This is a genomic window from Marmoricola endophyticus, from assembly GCF_014644415.1.
GTDB classification, from domain to species: Bacteria; Actinomycetota; Actinomycetes; order Propionibacteriales; family Nocardioidaceae; genus Marmoricola; species Marmoricola endophyticus.
The window spans coordinates 2449213-2466533 of record NZ_BMKQ01000001.1; the positions used below are offsets into that span (position 1 = coordinate 2449213).

A 17321-nucleotide genomic window follows, 5' to 3' on the forward strand; every position below is an offset into this window, starting at 1 on the left:
GGGTGGGCGTGGTCAGGCGAGGGCTCGACCGAGCTGGTGCGCCGTGGCCACCACCGCCGTCGCGACCTCCTGCTCCTGGCTCAGCTCGAACAACGACACTCCGAGGCTGACCCGCTTCGCCTCGGGCCCGACCGGCACCGGGGCCGAGATCCCGTGCATCGACGGGATGATCTGCGAGAACGACACGGCGTACCCCTGGCGCCGGGCGAGCGTCACGTCCTCGGGCTCGTCGATGCTCGGGGGTCGGGTCGAGAGGATCGCCAGACCGGCCGACCCGCGGTGCAGGGTGTCGAGCTGTCCGGCGCGGAACGCGACGTGCACGGACGCGCTGCGCGGTTCGACCACCATCAGCGCACGCACGTGGTCCTCGTCCTCCTGGACGACGAGGTGCGCGGTGGCGCCGACCGCGTCGGCGAGGTCCTCGAGCAACGGCAGGGCCAGGTCGCGCAGGTCGCGCTCCACCGGCTCGGCCAGCGGGACGAGCCCGGCGCCGAGGTGGAACCGCTTGGCCCGGTCGCGGCGCACCAGCCGGTGCGCCTCGAGGGTGCGGACGAACCGGTGCGCGACCGTGCGGTGCACCCCGATCGCCTCGGCCAGCTGGGTCACGGTCAGGGGCTCGCCGCGCGAGGCGAGCACCTCGAGCACTCGCAGCCCTGAGTCGAGGGTCTTCGACACAGGGCTCTCGGCTTCTGTCGGTGAGGGATCCGCGTGCGCCATGGGCTGATCCTCTCCCGAGCCGGTCGACGTGCGCGTCGTCACACCGACCGCTTGACGTGCGAGTGTGACGCGCCTAACCTCACGTGCAGTTATCGCACAGCACGTGCGAATAACGCACGAAAGGAAGACGATGCTCGTACCGGAGCTGGAGCGGCTGTACGCCCGGCAGTCGCGCTCGATCGACAGCGGCGACGCGGCCGGGTGGGCGGCGACCTTCACCGGCGACGGCGAGTTCCACTCGCCGAGCTACGCCGAGGCGCGCACCGGCACCGCTGCCCTCGTGGCGTTCGCGCAGGAGTACTACGAGCGCGGTCTCGAGACCGGCACCACGAGTCGCCACGTGGTGACGAACGTCGACGTCGAGCCCGGCCGGGACGCCGACCACCTCGTCGCCCACGCCTACCTGCAGATCGTGGCCACGCCCCGCGGCGGGGAGAGCCGGCTGGTCCGGCTCACCACGCTGACCGACGACCTCGTCCGTGGCCCCGACGGTCACTGGCGCTTCGCGGTCCGCCGCGTCACCCGAGACGACTGACACCGAGAGAAGAAGGAACCGACACAGTGAGCACCACCCGAGAGCACGAGCACCCCGGTCGCGTCGACGGCACGCTGATGGCGGTCGACCACCCCGACCTGCGCGGCAAGGTCGCGGTCGTGACCGGCGCCGGGAAGGGCATGGGGGCGCGCTTCTCCGCAGCTCTGGCCCGTCGTGGCGTCAACGTGGTCGGCGCCGACATCGACACCACGCTGATGAGCGAGTCGGCCACGGCCGTCGGTCTCGAGCACAGCGACGTCGAGGGCGCGGGCGTCGTCGTCGGCGCACCCGTCGACGTGCGTGACCGCGACGCCCAGCAGAAGCTCGCCGAGACGGCGGTGCGGGAGTTCGGCAAGGTCGACCTGTGGATCAACAACGCCGGGATCTTCCCCGAGGCGGCGGCGACCGACATCCCGGTCTCCCAGGTGCAGGCCACCTTGTCGATCAACGTGGAGGGCGTGCTCTACGGCGCACAGGCCGCCGCCTCGGTCATGGCGCCGGGCGGCTCGATCGTGAACATGGCCAGCGTCGCGGCCCTTCGGGTACGTCGTGGCCGTGCGGCGTACTGCTCCTCGAAGGCCGCCGTCGCTCACCTCACCGAGTGCCTCGCCGTCGAGTTCGGCGACCTCGGCATCCGGGTGAACGCGATCGCGCCCGGGTTCGTCGACACCGAGATGACGCGCTGGGTGCAGGACGACCCCCAGGCACTCGAGGCCGCGCTCGGCAACATCCCGCTGCACCGCCTCGGCTCGCCCGAGGAGATCGTCGGCCCGATGCTGTTCCTGCTCTCCGACAGCGCTCGCTACGTCACCGGGACGGTCCTCTCCGTCGACGGTGGGTCCCGCCATGTCTGATGCCCGCACCGTGCTCGTCACCGGTGCCGCCGGCGGCATGGGGGCCGGGCACGCGAAGGCGCTGGCCGCTGAGGGGTGGAGGACCGTCCTCGCCGACGTCGCCGACCCGTCCCCCGTCGTCGCCGAGATCGAGAAGGCCGGTGGCACGGCCGCCGGAGTGCGTCTCGACGTCACCGATCCCGCGGCGTGGGCGTCGGCCGTCGAGGAGGTCCGGTCGACGTACGGCACGCTGCACGGGCTGGTCAACAACGCCGGGATCTCGCGTCGCCTGCGCTTCATGGACACTCCGGCCGAGGTGTGGCGCCAGGTGATGGCGATCAACCTCGACGGCCCGTTCCACGGCATCCAGGCGTGCGCGCCCCTGATGCGGGACAGCGGCGGCGGCTCGATCGTCAACATCTCCAGCATCAGCGGGCAGATCGGCTACTTCAGCCCGTCGTACTCCGCCTCCAAGTGGGGACTGCGCGGTCTGACCAAGTCGGCCGCGGGCGAGCTCGCCGCCTGGGGGATCCGGGTCAACTCCGTGCACCCCGGCCTGGTCGGCACGCCGCTGCTGGCGGGCGCCGACGGTTTCGTCGCCTCGGCCGTCGCCAGCATTCCCGCCGGACGCACGGGTCGCCCCGAGGAGATCACCGACGCGGTGAGGTTCCTCCTCGGCGACTCCTCCACGTACGTGTCCGGTGCCGAGCTGACGATCGACGGCGCCATGACCTCGAACGGCCTCTACCACCGCATCCTCACCGAGATGGAGGGCGAGCTCTCATGAGCGAGCACGACTACGACGTCATCGTGATCGGTGGTGGCGGAGCCGGCCTGGCTGCCGCCGTCTCCGCGGCCGAGCGGGGCGCCAGCGTCATCCTGTTCGAGTCCGAAGGCGAGCTCGGCGGGTCGACGCAGGAGTCGGCCGGCATGTTCACCGCCGCCGGCACCAGCATCCAGAAGCAGCTGGGGGTCGAGGACACCGTCGAGCGGTTCTTCCAGCACTACATGGACCTCAACCAGTGGCTGCTCAAGCCCGGGCTGGTCCGCCGCTTCTGCGAGCTGTCCGGACCGACCCTGGAGTGGCTGCTGGAGATCGGGGTCGAGATCCCCGCTCAGATCTCGCCGAACGCGCACACCCCCGGGCTCACCCGCGCCGGGGTGGAGGACGTGTGGCGCGCGCACGTGCCCAAGGACCAGGGCTACGGCCTCGTCCTCACCCTCGACAAGGCGCGCAAGGCCCACGGCATCGAGGTGGTCCTGCACACGCGGGTGGAGCGGCTGCTGGTGACCGACGGCCGCGTGAGCGGCGTCGTGGCCGACGGGGTCGAGCTCGCCGCCGGCGCCGTCGTGGTCGCGTCGGGCGGCCTGGCCCAGGACCGCACGCTGGTCGAGCGCTGGTTCCCCGACGCACTGCGCGGCGGGGACTCCTTGTTCGTCGTCGCGGCGCCCGGCTCTCGCGGGGACCACCTGGCCTTCGGCGAGCAGGTCGGCGCCTCGGTCGCCGGCGACGGCTGGGGGCTGATGCTCCCCACCGCGGAGTTCGTGCGCCACCACCACTGGCAGGCCGGCTTCCCTCCGGTCTCGCGGGTGCACGTCAACGGCGCCGGTCGCCGGTTCATGGACGAGGACGCCTCGTACGCCGTCAGCACCGGGCAGATCACCAGCCAGATGGACGCCCACGACGCGCCGGTGTGGATGGTCTTCGACGAGGCCGCGCGGCTGGCGCTCCCCGCCGGGTACGCCGACTGGGACGCCGAGAAGCTGCTCGACCACGTCGCGGAGGGCTCCGCCGTCCGGGCGACCTCGCTGGAGGAGCTGGCCGGGATCATCGGCGTGCCCGCCGAGAACCTGACCGCCACCGTCGACCGGTGGAACGACCAGCTGCCGAACGGCAGCGACGCCGACTTCCAGCGCGACCAGACGCTGGCTGCCAAGGGCAGCACCACGCCGCCGGCCCCGATCGGGTCGACGCCCTTCTACGCCACGCGTGTGCTGCCCGCCGAGCTGGTGTGCACCCACGCGGGGCTCGAGATCGACGCGAACGCGTCGGTCCTCGACCAGCAGGCCCGGCCGATCCCGGGCCTCTACGCCGCCGGCGAGGCCGGAGGCGGCATCCTCGGCAACCGCTACGTCGGTGGCGGGAACGCCGTCGCCAACGCCCTCACGATCGGCCGCCTCGCCGGACAGCAGGCGGCTGCGTCGGCCTAGCCCGACTCCACCGATCCCCTCATTTCTCGGCCTTCGCACCCTGGGAGACCCTCATGGCCATCAACACCTCAGCACCCACCGGCGTGGACACCTCGCGCGTCCTGACCACGGTCAAGCGCAGCGTGATCCCCGTCGCCTTCCTGCTCTACATGTTCAACTACATGGACCGTGCCTCGATCGGCTACGCCCAGCTCGGCATGTCCTCCGACCTCGGGATCGACCTCGCGACCTACGGAACGGTCGCCGCGATCTTCTTCGTCGCCTACGTGGTGCTCGAGGTCCCCAGCAACATCTTGATGAAGAAGTTCGGGGCACGGGTCTGGCTCGCCCGGATCGGCGTCACCTGGGGGCTGATCACGATCCTCACGGGCTTCGTGCAGAACACCCCGCAGCTCTACGTCGCGCGCATCCTGCTCGGTGTCGCCGAGGCCGGGCTGTTCCCCGGCCTCCTGCTCTACATGACGTACTGGTTCCGCAGCCAGGACCGCAGCCGCGGCATCGCCGGCTTCTCGCTGGCCCAGCCCATCGCCCTGCTCGTCGGCTCCGCGACCGCGGGCGTGATCCTGGACCACGTCGACTGGTTCGGCCTGTCCTCCTGGCGCTGGGTGTTCATCATCCAGGGTGTGCCGCCGGTGCTGATCGGCCTGTGGGTGCTCGTCTTCCTCGCCGACCGTCCCTCCAAGGCGCGCTGGCTGGACAAGGACGAGGCCGCGTGGCTCGAGGGTGAGATCAGCCGCGAGTACGACGCCGAGGACGACGGCCACATGGAGATCTCCATGGCGGCCCTCAAGGACCCGAAGATCCTCTACCTCGCGGTGATCAACCTGCTCTACGCCGTCGGGCTGTACGGCATGACCTTCTTCCTCCCTCAGGTGGTCGCCCAGCTGCACCCCGGCTACTCCCCGACGAACATCGGCCTGGTGGGCGCGATCCCGTACATCTGCGGTGCCGTGGCGATGCTCCTGGTCGCTCGCTACTCCGACCTGGTCGGCAACCGCAAGCTGGTCACGATGGCGGCGCTCGGGGTGGCGGTGATCGGCCTGGTGGTCACGATGGTGTTCCGCGACAGCCCGAACGTCGGCATCGTCGGGCTGTGCCTGCTGGCCATCGGGGTCTTCTCCTACCTCGGCCCGTTCTGGGCGCTGGCCTCCGAGGCGCTGCCCCGTGCGCAGACCGCCGTCGGCCTGGCCGTGGTGAACGCCATCGCCTCGGCGGGCGGGTTCTTCGGCCCGTACATCATCGGCAAGACCGCCGCTGCGGACGACGTGGTCTTCAGCCTGCTGTTCCCGGCGATCTGCATGGCGGTGGCCGTGGTCATGCTGGCCTTCGTCAAGCCGGCGAAGGACGCACCGGCGGCCATCGGGCAGGTTGCCTGACCCGCACCCGAGCAGAGCGACCCGCCTCGGTCCTGGGCGTCCAGGACCGTGGTGGGTGCGTTCTCGTCCGCGGTCCGGGGGACGCTGGGCAGCCTCCCGACGCGTGGGCCCTCAGGGCGAGCCGATCTCCTCGACCGCTCGACGGATCGCCTCGACCGCGGTCTCGGCGACCGCCGGCGCCGCGGTCACCACGTTGACCGCGGCGCGCACGGGCCACCCGCGGACCGGGGCGGCGACGCCGTAGGCGCCGGGGTTGAGCTCGGCGTGGGTGGTGACCACGCCGGCCGCCCGCACCTCGGCGACCCGGTCGGGCTCACCGTCGCGCGGGGGCCCGGAGGCGAGGGCCGCGAGACCGCCCGCGCCGCGGTCGAGCGGGTCACGGTTGCCCAGCCGGTAGGAGAACCGGGGGCCGTCCGTCGGCGGCTCCGCGACGACCGTCGTCACCGCGAAGCCGCCTCGGACCTCCACCAGCGACGCCGTCGCGTCGATCTCCTGGGCGAGGGCGGTCAGGACCGGTTCGGCCACCTCGCGCAGCGCCGGAGCGACGCCCGCGACGGCACGGACGGTCGCGCCGACGGCGTACCGGTCCCCGGAGCGCACCGCGAACCCGGTGCGGACCAGCGAGACCAGCAGCCGGTGCGTGATCGAGCGGTGCAGCCCGCAGGCGGCCGCGACCTCCGCGGTGGTCAGCCCGGAGGGGTGCCGGCTCAGCTCGACGAGCACGGCGAGGCCGCGCTCGAGAGTCTGCGAGCCCTCCCCGTCCGGCATGCGCAGACCCTAGGGCACGTCGCCGGCGACGACCCGCCCGCGGACCTCGCCGAGCGCCAGCCGGCCGCCCGAGGCCGACGGCGCGGTGTAGCGCAGGACCACCTCGTCGCCGTCCTCGAGGAAGGTGCGCTCCCGCCCGGCCGCGACGAACGGCTCGGTGCCGCCCCAGGACAGCTCGAGGAACGAGCCGCGCTGGTCCTTCGCCGGACCGGAGATGGTGCCCGAGGCGTAGAAGTCGCCGACTCGCAGCGACGCGCCGTTGACGACGAGGTGGGCCAGCATCTGCGCCGGCGACCAGTACATCGAGGCGTACGGCGGGCGCGAGACCACCTCACCGTCCAGCTCGACCTCCACGGCGACGTCGTAGGCCGCCGGGCCGGTCTCCTGGAGGTACGGCAGCACCTGCGGGTCCTGCGCGGGCAGGGGGACCCGCGCCGCCTCGAGGGCGGCCAGGGGGGTGACCCACGCCGAGACCGAGGTCGCGAACGACTTCGCCAGGTTGGGCCCGAGCGGGACGTACTCCCACGCCTGGATGTCGCGCGCCGACCAGTCGTTCACGCCGACGACGCCGAAGACGGTCTCGGCGAACTCGTCGGTCGGCACCGGGGTGCCGAGCGGCAGCGACCGACCGACCACGAAGCCCAGCTCGGCCTCGATGTCCAGGCGCAGGCACGGGCCGAAGGTCGGCGCGTCGGCGCCCGGCGCCTTGCGCTGACCGGAGGGGCGCCGGACGTCGGTGCCGGAGACGACGACCGAGCCGGCGCGTCCGTGGTAACCCACCGGCAGGTGCTTCCAGTTCGGCAGCAGCGGCTGCTGCTCGGGGCGGAAGATCCGACCGACGTTCGAGGCGTGGTGCTCGGAGGCGTAGTAGTCGACGTAGTCCGCGACGTCCCACGCCAGTCGCAGCTGCACGTCCTCCACGGGGTGCAGCGTGAGGTCTGCCCGCTGCTCGGGCTCGCTGAGCAGCTCGGTCACCCAGGCGCGGACCTCTGTCCAGACCTGCGGACCGGCGGCCATCAACGGGTTGAGGGTCGCGACGTCGAGCAGCCCGGTCCACTCCGGTCGCAGGGCGTGCGAGGCCGCACCCAGGTCGAGCACCTGCGCACCGATGCGTACGCCCAGGCGCACCGGCTCGCTGCCGAGCGAGAAGGCGCCGTACGGCAGGTGGTCGAGGTCGTAGAGGCTGCCGGCAGCGCCGTGGACCCAGGTGTTCATGCGGTCTCCGTTCCAGGGGTGAGCAGGTGCAGGTCACGCAGGTCCTCGAGGGGCTCGAGGACGCTGCAGGAGCCGTAGGACGTGAAGGCGGCCCGCGCCGCGGCGCGCTCGGTGTCCGAGAGGTCGTCGAGGCCCGCCGCGACGGTGGCGCCGCTGCGCTCGCGGAGCGCGTCCTCCACGGTCCCGGTGTCGGCGCCGCCGGCGGCACGAGCGGTGGCCAGCAGGACGTTGAGGTAGCCGTGGTGCTCGAAGCCGGTGTCGGGGCCGGTGTGCCGGACAGCGTGGTGCAGCCCTGCCGTGCACTTGAACGCCACCCCGGCGGCGACCGCGGCGGTGATCCACGTGGCCACCTCGGCCTCGGAGGGGAAGGCCGCCGCCTCGGTACCGCCGGTGCGGAACTTCAGCCGCAGACCTCCTCGCGCGACCGCGCGGAGCACGGCCGGCCACTCCTCGTGGGTGGGGCGGGGGACCTCGACGTACGTAGGCACGTCCTCGGGTGCGGCGGCCGCGACCGCCTCGACCTGGGGAACGAGTGCCCCGCCCACCAGCTTGACCTCCAGCCCGGCCAGCGCGATCGAGCCGGCGGCACGGCGGACGACCTCGTCGACAGCGTCCGCGTCGGGCACCACGACGGACGCGGCGAACCCGGAGGGCGCGAGCGGGACCAGCTCGTCGAGGCGGGCGGCGTCGACGATGAACGGCCCGACGAGGTCGGCGTACCCGGACGCGAGGTGGGCGACGTGGGCCTGGACCGCGTCGGGCAGCGGAGCGAGTCCGGGCGGGAAGATCGCGGCGTCGTCCACGAGGTGGCGGAACGCCGGTGGGATGACAGCGGCAGGAAGTGTCGACACGGTGACACTCTAACGGGTAACGTTCTAAAAAAGAACGCGTAGCGACCGGATATAGAACGAGGTGCTCCATGGCGTACTACCGCCAGGTCGGCGAGGTCCCGCGACAGCGGCACACCGCCTTCCGTGACCACGACGGCTCGCTCTTCTTCGAGGAGCTGATGGGCGAAGAGGGGTTCTCCTCCGACTCCTCGCTGCTCTACCACCGCGGCGTGCCGTCCGCGATCGTCGCCAGCGACGTGTGGGAGCTGCCCTCGCAGGCGACCGTCGGCAACCACCCCCTCAAGCCCCGGCACCTGAGGCTGCACGATCTCTTCGACGCCGAGACGGCCGCCGAGGTCGATGCGGTCACCGGTCGCCGGCTGGTGCTCGGCAACGGCGACGTCCGCCTCTCCTACGTCGTGTCCGCGGCGACGTCGCCCTACTACCGCAACGCCATCGGCGACGAGTGCGTGTTCGTCGAGTCCGGCTCCGGCGCCGTCGAGACCCTCTTCGGCGTCATCTCCTACCGCGCCGGCGACTACGTGGTGATCCCGCGCGCCACGACGCACCGCTGGGTGCCCGCCGAGGTCAGTCGGCTCTACCCGATCGAGGCCAACAGTCACATCGCACCGCCGAAGCGCTACCTGTCCAAATACGGGCAGCTGCTCGAGCACGCGCCGTACTGCGAGCGCGACCTGCACGGTCCGGACGAGATCCACACCGAGACCGGCGAGGACGTGGAGGTGCTGGTCAAGCATCGTACGAGCGGCGGGCAGGTCGTCGGCACCCGCTTCGTCTACGCCACGCACCCCTTCGACGTGGTGGGCTGGGACGGCTGCCTCTACCCGTTCACCTTCAACATCGAGGACTACATGCCGATCACCGGCAAGGTCCACCAGCCGCCGCCGGTGCACCAGGTCTTCGAGGCGCAGAACTTCGTGGTCTGCAACTTCCTGCCCCGCAAGGTCGACTACCACCCGCAGTCGATCCCCGTGCCCTACTACCACTCCAACGTCGACAGCGACGAGGTGATGTTCTACGTGGGCGGCGACTACGAGGCCCGCAAGGGGTCGGGCATCGGCATCGGCTCGGTGTCCCTGCACCCCGGCGGGCACGCCCACGGGCCCCAGCCCGAGGCGGTCGAGGCCTCGATCGGCGTCGAGTACTTCGAGGAGTCGGCGGTCATGGTCGACACGTTCCGCCCGCTCGAGCTCGGCGAGGGCGGGCAGGCCGTCGACGACGGCGTCTACGCCTGGGTCTGGGCCGGGCGGTCCGTCTGAGGGTCGCGACGGCTCGCACCCGGCCCGGGCCGGGTGACGAGCTTCACTAGGGTGCCGACAAGGCGCTCGGGTCGGAGAGCAGCCCGGCGCCGGGTCGAGAGTGGTCGAGAGCAGGAGGCGGAGTGGACAAGGTCGTGGGGAGCGCGGCGGAGGCCGTGGCGGACATCGGGTCGGGGTCGACGCTCGCGGTGGGTGGCTTCGGGCTGTGCGGGATCCCGTCGGTGCTGATCGAGGCGCTGCTGGCGCAGGGGGCCGACGAGCTGGAGGCGGTGTCGAACAACGCCGGGGTCGACGAGTGGGGGCTGGGGCAGCTGCTCTTCGCGGGGCGGCTGCGGCGGATGGTGGCCTCGTACGTCGGGGAGAACAAGGAGTTCGCGAGGCAGTACCTCTCGGGCGAGCTCGAGGTCGAGCTGACCCCGCAGGGCACGCTCGCCGAGCGGATGCGCGCGGGCGGTGCAGGGATCGCGGCGTTCTTCACCCCGACCGGGGTGGGCACGCAGGTCGCCGAGGGTGGCCTGCCGTGGCGCTACGACACCGAGGGCAACGTCGTCGTGGCGTCGCCCGCCAAGGAGGTGCGCAGCTTCGAGACCGCCGACGGGCCGCGCGACTACGTCCTGGAGCAGGCGATCGTGGCCGACTACGGGCTGGTGCGGGCGCAGAGGGGGGATCGGCACGGCAACCTCGTCTTCCGGCACGCGGCGCAGAACTTCAACCCGCAGGCGGCGATGTGCGGGCGCGTGACGATCGCCGAGGTGGAGGAGCTGGTGGAGCCCGGTGAGATCGCGCCGGAGGACGTCCACACGCCGGGGGTGTACGTCCACCGGGTGGTGGCGCTGACTCCCGAGCAGGCCGCGGACAAGCGGATCGAGAAGAAGACGGTGCAACAGGTGGATTCCGGTGGTCGAGCAGCGAGCGCCAGCGAGCGCGTCGAGACCCAGGGGGCGAGCTGAGATGGCGTGGACACGTGAGCAGATGGCGGCCCGGGCGGCCGCGGAGCTGAGCGACGGGTCGTACGTCAACCTCGGCATCGGGCTGCCGACGCTGGTGCCCAACTACGTCCCCGACGACGTCGAGCTGGTGCTGCAGTCCGAGAACGGGATCCTCGGCGTGGGGGCGTACCCGCTCGACGGCGAGGAGGACCCCGACCTGATCAACGCCGGGAAGGAGACCGTCACGGTGCGCCGCGGTGCGTCGTACTTCGACTCCGCGACGTCGTTCGCGATGATCCGCGGCGGCAAGATCGACGCCGCGATCCTCGGTGCGATGCAGGTCAGCCGGGCCGGCGACATCGCGAACTGGATGATCCCCGGGAAGATGGTCAAGGGGATGGGCGGCGCGATGGACCTCGTCGTCGGCGCGCGGCGTGTGGTCGTGCTGATGGAGCACGTCGCCAAGGACGGCTCGTACAAGATCGTCGAGGAGTGCTCGCTGCCGTTCACCGGCAAGGGCGTCGTGGAGCGGATCATCACCGACCTGGCCGTGATCGACGTGATTCCTGCCTCCGAGGGTGGCGGGCTGGTGCTGCGCGAGCTCGCCCCCGGCGTCACCGAGGACGAGGTCCGCGAGAAGACCGAGCCCGACCTCAGCGCCGACCTGGCGGGATAGTCCCTGACGTTTCTGCGGTACGAACCGGACACCGGCCACCAGAACGTCAGGGACTACCCCGGTCGACGCGTGCACCGGGGCACCCGGCTCACTCCAGGGCGAGCCCGGCGGCCGGTGCCGTACGCGCGGCCCGCCGAGCGGGGAGCAGGCAGGCGGCGAGGCCGGCCACCAGCGCGAGGAGGAGCACCAGCCCCAGCTGTCCGACGGGGACGACGACGTGCACCCCGGTGTCGGGGACGGCCGGCGCGATGACGGCCGCGACGCCGACCGAGGCGTACGCCGCGCCCACGGCGATCCCGATCGCGCCCGTCACCACCGCCAGCAGCACCGCCTCGGCGGCGAGCATCCGCCGCAGCTGTCCGCGCGTCAGCCCCAGCGCCCGCAGCAGGGCGTGCTCGCGGCCACGCTCGAGCACGGACAGACCGAGGGTGTTCGCGATCCCGAGCAGGGCGATCACCAGGGCGATCGAGAGCAGCCCGACGACGGTGTAGAGGACGACGTCGAGCTGGAGCAGCACGTACGCCCGGTCGGACAGCGACTCGCTCAGGTCCGCGCCGGACGCGCGGGCCACGCTCCCGAGCGCGGCGACCACGTCGTCGGCGTCGGAGCGGCCGTCGCTGCCGCGGACCCACACCGCACGGGTGCTCGCGCCGCCGAGCCGGTCGAGCTCGGCGGACGCGACGTAGACGCCGTCGACGCCGGGCGCCGGCTCCGCCCGGAGCGTGACCGCGCGTCCGTCGCGCACCAGGCGGATCCGTCGCTGGTCCGCCATCTCGTTCAGCAGCGCGGGGGAGACGTACGCCGTCCCGGCCGCCGGCCGTGCGTACGCGGGTGCCCCGCGCGCCAGGCTGCCGCCCGGCGCGCCGAGCACGGTGACCTCGCCCAGCCCGGCCGCTCGCGCCGTCGTCCCCCGCACGGGTGCGGCGCCGACGACCCCGTCGATGCCGCGCACGCGCTCGGCCACCTCCGGCGCGAGCGGGCGCGAGGAGGAGAGGACGGCGTCGACCGGGTGGTCGTGGTCCATCGCCCCGACCACGGACCCGCGCACGCTCGCGCTGCCGACGACCAGCCCGGTCACCAGGGTGGTGCCCACGAGCAGGGACGCCGCGGTGGCGGCCGTACGACGAGGGTGGCGGCAGGCGTTGGCCGCCGCCAGCCGGGTCGGTGCCCCGCCCAGACGCCCGAGGGGCGCCGCGACGGCCCGGATGCAGGCCGGCACGACCACGGGGCCGAGCGCGAGCAGCCCGCCGAAGGAGGCGAAGCCGCCCAGCAGCATCACCGGCAGGGAGTGGACGACCGCGGCGAGCGCGAGGAGGGCGGTCCCGCCGGCCGCGAGGACCAGGCCCAGACCGATCCGACCGGCGCCGGCGACCGTGCGGGGGTCGACCGCGCCGAGCGGGCGCAGGGCCGCGAGCGGCTCGATGCGCGTCGTACGACGCGACGGCACGACCGACGCGAGCAGGGTGACCAGCACCCCGAGGACCCAGCCGCCGACGGCCCAGGCCGGCGCGACGTGGGCCTCGCCGACCGGCGCACCCGGAGCGACGGCGTGCACCACGGTCACGATCAGGTGCCCGAGCCCGGTCCCGACGGCCAGCGCCAGCGTGCTCGCTCCCATGCCGATCACCAGCGCCTCGGTGCGCACGGAGCGGCGCACCTGCTGACGGGACGCGCCCACGCACCGCAGCAGCGCCAGCTCGCGCTGCCGCTGCGCCAGCAGCACGGAGAACGTGTTGGCGATGACCAGCACCGAGACGAACAGCGCGACGGCGGCGAAGCCGAGCAGCACCGCCGACACCGCGTCCACGCCGCGGGTCAGCTCCTGCGCCCGGTGCTGGAGGAAGTCCTCGGCGCTCGTGACGCCGGCCCGGTCCGGCAGGCCGGCGGCCCGTACGTCGGCGGGCGTGGCACCCCCGCCCACGACGACCGCGGAGACGAGGGTGTCCCCGCGCAGCCGGGCCAGGTCGGGCCAGGTCAGGAGGGCCGCGTCGTCCGCGGAACGGGTCAGCCCGACGACGCGGGCGGTCACCGTGTCACCGGCCCTGCCCACCACGATCTCGTCGCCGACCCGTACGCCGAGCGCGGCCGCGCGGTCGCTCGCCACCAGCGCCTGGCCCGGGCCGGTGGGGAAGCGGCCGGAGGTCAGCCGCTCGGGACGCAGCGCCGCGTCGGTGGCGACCGTGCCGACGGCGACGTCGTCACCCGCCCGCGTGCCGCTGGAGGACACCGGGACCCGCGCCGTGGCGACCACCCGCGTCGGGAGTCGCAGGGCGGCCACGGCGGCACTGGCCCGGCCGGGTCCAGGTCCTCGACGACGGTGGAGGCGCCCGGGTACGACGCGCTCAGCCCGGACAGCAGCCCGTCCTTCGTGGCCGAGGCGAGGCAGGAGGTGACCAGCACGAACGAGACGCCGCCGAGCACGGCGAGCACGGCGGCGACGTAGCGCCGTCCGTGCGCACGGACGGAGGCGAGGACCACGGTGCGCATCAGGCGACACCTCGTCGGTGGTCCGCGACCCGACCGTCCTCGATGACCACGACCTCGTCGGCGTGCGACGCGGCACCCTCGTCGTGGGTCACCATCACCACCGTCTGGCCGAGCTCGTCGACGCTGCGCCGCAGCACACCGAGCACGTCGGCCGAGGAGCGGCTGTCGAGGTTGCCGGTCGGCTCGTCGGCGAAGACGATGTCCGGCCGGGTGACCAGCGCGCGAGCGACCGCGACGCGCTGCTGCTGACCGCCCGACAGCGCGCTCGGCCGGTGGCCCATGCGGTCGCGCAGGCCGAGCACGTCCACGACGTACGACTGCCACTCGCGGTCCTGCGACGTCGGCCGGCGGCCGGCCAGCTCGAAGGGCAGGACGACGTTCTGCTCCGCGGTGAGCATCGGCAGCAGGTTGAAGGCCTGGAAGACGAAGCCGACGTGGTCGCGCCGGAAGCGGGTGAGCGCCGCGTCGTCGAGCGCCCGGCCGTCGGCGGCGAGCTCGGTCCCACCGACGACGACGGTGCCCGAGGTCGGGGTGTCGAGGCCGGCGAGGCAGTGCATGAGGGTCGACTTCCCGGAGCCCGACGGGCCGACGACGGCGGTGAAGGTACCGGTCGTGATGTCGAGGTCGACGCCGGCGAGGGCGTCGACCCGGGTGGCGCCGCTGCCGTAGCTGCGGGTCAGGCCGCGAGCGCTGGCGGCCGCGGTGCGGACGGGGTCCGGTGTCGTGGAGGTCATGAGGGCGACGCTAGGAACGCGCGAGCCCGGCGGCGTCCGGCCGTGGTCGGCACCTGCCGGGGCCGTCGTACGACCCGGGTATGACGTCCCTAGCCGCGACCGACCAGCCCCGACTCGTACGCCAGGACGACCAGCTGGACCCGGTCGCGGGAGCCGGTCTTGGCCAGCAGGCGTCCGACGTGGGTCTTCACCGTCGCCTCGGCGACGACGAGGTCGGCGGCGATCTCGGTGTTGGAGCGTCCGCGGGCGACGAGGAGCAGCACCTCGCGCTCACGCTCGGTGAGACCCGCCTGGTCCAGGGAGCTGGTGCTCGGGGTCTCGGGTGCCGCGGCGAAGTGCTCCAGCAGCCGCCGGGTCGTCGAGGGTGCCACCACCGAGTCACCCGCCTGCACGGCGCGGATCGCGTCGAGCAGGGCGGCGGGTGGGGTGTCCTTGAGGAGGAAGCCGGAGGCGCCGGCCCGGATCGCGGCGAACGCGTACTCGTCGAGGTCGAAGGTGGTCAGCACCAGCACTCGCGGCCCGTCCGGGCGCCCGGCGAGCAGGCGGGTCGCCTCGACGCCGTCCATCCGCGGCATGCGTACGTCCATCAGCACGACGTCGGCGTGCGCCGCCGCGACGCTGTCCAGCGCCGCCTGGCCGTCGCCGGCCTCGCCCACGACCTCGAGGTCGGGCTGGCTGTCGACGAGCATCCGGAAGCCGGCCCGCACCAGCTCCTGGTCGTCGACGAGGAAGACCCGTGCCGTCATCGCGGACCACCCCCGTAGGGCAGCGTCGCGCGGACCTCGAAGCCTCCGCTCGGACTCGGGCCGGCCTCGACGCGACCCCCGTGGACCGCGGCTCGCTCGCGCATGCCGACCAGGCCGTGGCCGCCGGGGGCCGGCTCGCCTCCGACGCCGTGGTCGCGGACGCGCAGGTGCAGGACCCCGTCGGCGGCGCGGACGGCGACGTCGACGCGGACACCGGTGCCGGCGTGCTTGCGGACGTTGGTCAGCGACTCCTGGACGATCCGGTACGCCGCGAGCCCGACGCCGGGGCCGACCTCGGGGAGCGCCTCGGGCAGGTCCGCCGACAGCGTCAGTCCCGGTCCGGGGTCCTGGGCGAGCAGGAAGCGGAGGTCGTCCAGGCCCGGCTGCGGCCTCGTCCCGGTCGGGTCCTCCGAGCGCAGCAGCCCGAGCATCCGCCGCATCTCGGCCAGCGACTCCCGACCGGTCGCCGCGATCGTCTCCAGCGCCGGCGCGGCCCGCCCCGGGTCCTGGGAGAGCTGGTAGCGCGCCCCGTCGGCCTGGACGACCATCACCGACAGGCCGTGGGCCACCACGTCGTGCATCTCGCGCGCGATCCGCGCACGTTCGTCGGACGCGGCGAGCTCGGCCTGCTGGGCGGCCTCGCGCTCCAGGCGCACACCGCGGTCGATCAGCTGGTCGACGTACGCCCGGCGGGTGCGGCCCAGCAGGCCCAGCGCCGCCGAGGCCACCACGACGACGGCGCAGAACACGGCGCCGCCGACGACCGGAACCAGGTCACCGCCTCGCGCCAGCCAGTCCACCGGACCGACGACGGCCCCGGCCAGGCCGGCGACGAGGGCGACCACCAGTCGGGTGCGGTCGGCGTACGCGGCGACGGAGTAGACCGTCACCGGGACGGCCAGCTGTCCCCAGCCCGGCTGGTCGGTGAGGAGCACCTGGAGGACGCTCAGGACGGTCACCGCGGCCAGGCAGGTGCCGGGGCGTACGCGGCGCCCGACCAGCGGCAGGACCTGCAGCGCGGCGAGCAGGGCCGGCAGCGGCTGGAACGCGCCGCCGCGCGCGAGACCGAGGTAGTAGAACGCCACCACGACGAGGCCGACCAGCACGATGCCGACGTCCAGCGCCACCCCGCGCGGGCGGGCCCACGGGCCTCGGGCCTCCTCGGCGAAGGTCGGGTCGGACATGGCGCCGAGACTAGAGGCGGCCGCGGACCGTCGTCGTCAGACCACGGTCGGATCCTGCTGGTCGGCCAGCGCGGCGAGCAGGTCGGCGTACGGGGGCGCGTCCGGGTCGATCAGCGACATGTGGTCGATGCCGTCCAGCTCGCGCAGGTCGATCCACGGGTGCCGGGCGACGAGCCCCTGGGCGTTGGCCAGCGGCACCGGTGCGTCGGCGGTGCCGTGCAGCACCGTGACGGGGTACGTCGGCCTCGCCTCCAGCAGCTGCGCGGGGTCGGCGTCGCGAGGCACGTCGGTCCCACCCAGGAAGTCGATCGCCGCACCGGCGCCCATGCGGGTCGCCACCGCGTCGACCAGGTCGGCGACCGGCGCGAGCGCGACGACGCCGGCGGCGGGCTTGCCGCGGCCCGCCAGCCAGAGTGCGAGGTGGCCCCCGGCCGAGTGCCCGACCAGGTGGGCGGGGCCGCTCTCGACGCCGAGCGTGGCGAGCAGCGCCGGGAGGGCGTCGTACGCCGCCTCGACGTCCTCGCAGGTGGTCGGCCAGCCGCCGGCCTCGTCGCCGAGGTCGTCGCCGGGTCCGGGGACCCTGCGGTACTCCGGCAGGGCGGCGACGTACCCCTCGCGCGCCAGCGCCGCCCCCAGCGGCAGCGTGCCGGTCACGTCGTACACCTGCCGCCAGAAGCCGCCGTGGAGCAGGAGGACGACCCCGCGCGCCGGGCCGTCGGGCAGGAACACGTCGATGGTGGCGGTGGGACGGTCGGCGTAGCGGAGGACGGCGTCGGCGGTGGTCACGCACACCACCTTCG

General features: G+C 73.4%; 18 protein-coding genes. 8 read left to right on the plus strand and 10 right to left on the minus strand.

The window, feature by feature from the left end; translation table 11 throughout:
* Positions 1-12: 12 nt before the first annotated feature.
* A complete protein-coding gene (locus IEX42_RS12010) occupies positions 13-675 on the minus strand; it encodes an IclR family transcriptional regulator (RefSeq protein ID WP_229660818.1) in 663 nt (220 codons plus the stop codon).
* A 172-nt stretch (positions 676-847) separates the two neighbouring features.
* Between IEX42_RS12010 and IEX42_RS12015 the strand changes: the two genes are divergently transcribed.
* The 5 genes from IEX42_RS12015 to IEX42_RS12035 are packed head-to-tail and all read left to right on the plus strand — an operon-like array spanning position 848 to position 5672.
* Complete coding sequence (locus IEX42_RS12015) at positions 848-1252, plus strand: nuclear transport factor 2 family protein (protein WP_188779976.1); 405 nt, start codon at positions 848-850, stop codon at positions 1250-1252.
* A 26-nt stretch (positions 1253-1278) separates the two neighbouring features.
* On the plus strand, positions 1279-2106 hold the full coding sequence (locus IEX42_RS12020; protein WP_229660819.1) for an SDR family NAD(P)-dependent oxidoreductase: 828 nt from the start codon (positions 1279-1281) through the stop codon (positions 2104-2106).
* Complete coding sequence (locus tag IEX42_RS12025; protein ID WP_188779977.1) at positions 2099-2872, plus strand: SDR family NAD(P)-dependent oxidoreductase; 774 nt, start codon at positions 2099-2101, stop codon at positions 2870-2872. The genes IEX42_RS12020 and IEX42_RS12025 overlap by 8 nt, the downstream gene beginning before the upstream one ends.
* A complete protein-coding gene (locus IEX42_RS12030) occupies positions 2869-4296 on the plus strand; it encodes an FAD-dependent oxidoreductase (RefSeq protein ID WP_188779978.1) in 1428 nt (475 codons plus the stop codon). The genes IEX42_RS12025 and IEX42_RS12030 overlap by 4 nt, the downstream gene beginning before the upstream one ends.
* A 53-nt stretch (positions 4297-4349) precedes the next feature.
* Positions 4350-5672, plus strand: coding sequence for an MFS transporter (locus IEX42_RS12035; protein WP_188779979.1), 1323 nt, complete (start codon positions 4350-4352; stop codon positions 5670-5672).
* Positions 5673-5783: 111 nt separating this feature from the next.
* Here IEX42_RS12035 and IEX42_RS12040 read toward each other — a convergent pair whose 3' ends face one another.
* The 3 genes from IEX42_RS12040 to IEX42_RS12050 are packed head-to-tail and all read right to left on the minus strand — an operon-like array spanning position 5784 to position 8506.
* Positions 5784-6440 carry an IclR family transcriptional regulator gene (locus IEX42_RS12040; RefSeq protein WP_188779980.1) on the minus strand — a complete coding sequence of 219 codons (657 nt, stop codon included), beginning with the start codon at positions 6438-6440 and terminating at the stop codon, positions 5784-5786.
* 9 nt (positions 6441-6449) lie between these two features.
* On the minus strand, positions 6450-7655 hold the full coding sequence (gene fahA / locus IEX42_RS12045) for a fumarylacetoacetase (protein ID WP_188779981.1): 1206 nt from the start codon (positions 7653-7655) through the stop codon (positions 6450-6452).
* Complete coding sequence (locus IEX42_RS12050; protein WP_229660820.1) at positions 7652-8506, minus strand: hypothetical protein; 855 nt, start codon at positions 8504-8506, stop codon at positions 7652-7654. The genes fahA and IEX42_RS12050 overlap by 4 nt, the downstream gene beginning before the upstream one ends.
* Positions 8507-8574: 68 nt before the next feature.
* Here IEX42_RS12050 and IEX42_RS12055 point away from each other — a divergent pair, with 68 nt between their 5' ends.
* The 3 genes from IEX42_RS12055 (at position 8575) to IEX42_RS12065 (ending at position 11370) form a co-directional block, all read left to right on the plus strand.
* Positions 8575-9765: a homogentisate 1,2-dioxygenase gene (locus tag IEX42_RS12055; protein ID WP_188779982.1), complete on the plus strand. Its 1191-nt coding sequence runs from the start codon at positions 8575-8577 to the stop codon at positions 9763-9765.
* Positions 9766-9887: 122 nt separating this feature from the next.
* The gene (locus tag IEX42_RS12060) at positions 9888-10715 is read left to right on the plus strand and encodes a CoA transferase subunit A (RefSeq protein ID WP_188779983.1); all 828 of its coding nucleotides are present in this window, start codon (positions 9888-9890) and stop codon (positions 10713-10715) included.
* A 1-nt stretch (position 10716) separates the two neighbouring features.
* A complete protein-coding gene (locus tag IEX42_RS12065) occupies positions 10717-11370 on the plus strand; it encodes a CoA transferase subunit B (RefSeq protein ID WP_188779984.1) in 654 nt (217 codons plus the stop codon).
* An 88-nt stretch (positions 11371-11458) separates the two neighbouring features.
* On the opposite strand, the gene IEX42_RS12070 is transcribed toward IEX42_RS12065, so the two are convergent.
* From IEX42_RS12070 to IEX42_RS12095, 6 genes are all read right to left on the minus strand, one after another.
* Positions 11459-13597, minus strand: a complete 2139-nt coding sequence (locus IEX42_RS12070) for an FtsX-like permease family protein (protein WP_188779985.1) — start codon at positions 13595-13597, stop codon at positions 11459-11461.
* Positions 13513-13857 carry a hypothetical protein gene (locus IEX42_RS12075; protein WP_188779986.1) on the minus strand — a complete coding sequence of 115 codons (345 nt, stop codon included), beginning with the start codon at positions 13855-13857 and terminating at the stop codon, positions 13513-13515. The genes IEX42_RS12070 and IEX42_RS12075 overlap by 85 nt, the downstream gene beginning before the upstream one ends.
* Positions 13857-14591, minus strand: a complete 735-nt coding sequence (locus IEX42_RS12080; protein WP_188779987.1) for an ABC transporter ATP-binding protein — start codon at positions 14589-14591, stop codon at positions 13857-13859. Before IEX42_RS12080 ends, IEX42_RS12075 begins: the two co-directional genes overlap by 1 nt.
* An 89-nt stretch (positions 14592-14680) precedes the next feature.
* Complete coding sequence (locus IEX42_RS12085; protein ID WP_188779988.1) at positions 14681-15337, minus strand: response regulator; 657 nt, start codon at positions 15335-15337, stop codon at positions 14681-14683.
* A complete protein-coding gene (locus tag IEX42_RS12090) occupies positions 15334-16521 on the minus strand; it encodes a sensor histidine kinase (protein WP_188779989.1) in 1188 nt (395 codons plus the stop codon). Before IEX42_RS12090 ends, IEX42_RS12085 begins: the two co-directional genes overlap by 4 nt.
* Positions 16522-16557: 36 nt before the next feature.
* The gene (locus tag IEX42_RS12095) at positions 16558-17307 is read right to left on the minus strand and encodes an alpha/beta hydrolase (protein WP_188779990.1); all 750 of its coding nucleotides are present in this window, start codon (positions 17305-17307) and stop codon (positions 16558-16560) included.
* Positions 17308-17321 lie beyond the last annotated feature (14 nt).

What these genes read in the sequence shown, in the direction of transcription:
- IEX42_RS12015 (WP_188779976.1), top strand. Translation starts at nt 848, where the DNA reads ATGCTCGTACCGGAGCTGGAGCGGCTGTACGCCCGGCAGTCGCGCTCG.
- IEX42_RS12025 (WP_188779977.1), top strand. Translation starts at nt 2,099, where the DNA reads ATGTCTGATGCCCGCACCGTGCTCGTCACCGGTGCCGCCGGCGGCATG.
- IEX42_RS12030 (WP_188779978.1), top strand. Translation starts at nt 2,869, where the DNA reads ATGAGCGAGCACGACTACGACGTCATCGTGATCGGTGGTGGCGGAGCC.
- IEX42_RS12035 (WP_188779979.1), top strand. Translation starts at nt 4,350, where the DNA reads ATGGCCATCAACACCTCAGCACCCACCGGCGTGGACACCTCGCGCGTC.
- IEX42_RS12040 (WP_188779980.1), bottom strand. Translation starts at nt 6,440, where the DNA reads ATGCCGGACGGGGAGGGCTCGCAGACTCTCGAGCGCGGCCTCGCCGTG.
- fahA (WP_188779981.1), bottom strand. Translation starts at nt 7,655, where the DNA reads ATGAACACCTGGGTCCACGGCGCTGCCGGCAGCCTCTACGACCTCGAC.
- IEX42_RS12055 (WP_188779982.1), top strand. Translation starts at nt 8,575, where the DNA reads ATGGCGTACTACCGCCAGGTCGGCGAGGTCCCGCGACAGCGGCACACC.
- IEX42_RS12065 (WP_188779984.1), top strand. Translation starts at nt 10,717, where the DNA reads ATGGCGTGGACACGTGAGCAGATGGCGGCCCGGGCGGCCGCGGAGCTG.
- IEX42_RS12075 (WP_188779986.1), bottom strand. Translation starts at nt 13,857, where the DNA reads ATGCGCACCGTGGTCCTCGCCTCCGTCCGTGCGCACGGACGGCGCTAC.
- IEX42_RS12080 (WP_188779987.1), bottom strand. Translation starts at nt 14,591, where the DNA reads ATGACCTCCACGACACCGGACCCCGTCCGCACCGCGGCCGCCAGCGCT.
- IEX42_RS12085 (WP_188779988.1), bottom strand. Translation starts at nt 15,337, where the DNA reads ATGACGGCACGGGTCTTCCTCGTCGACGACCAGGAGCTGGTGCGGGCC.
- IEX42_RS12090 (WP_188779989.1), bottom strand. Translation starts at nt 16,521, where the DNA reads ATGTCCGACCCGACCTTCGCCGAGGAGGCCCGAGGCCCGTGGGCCCGC.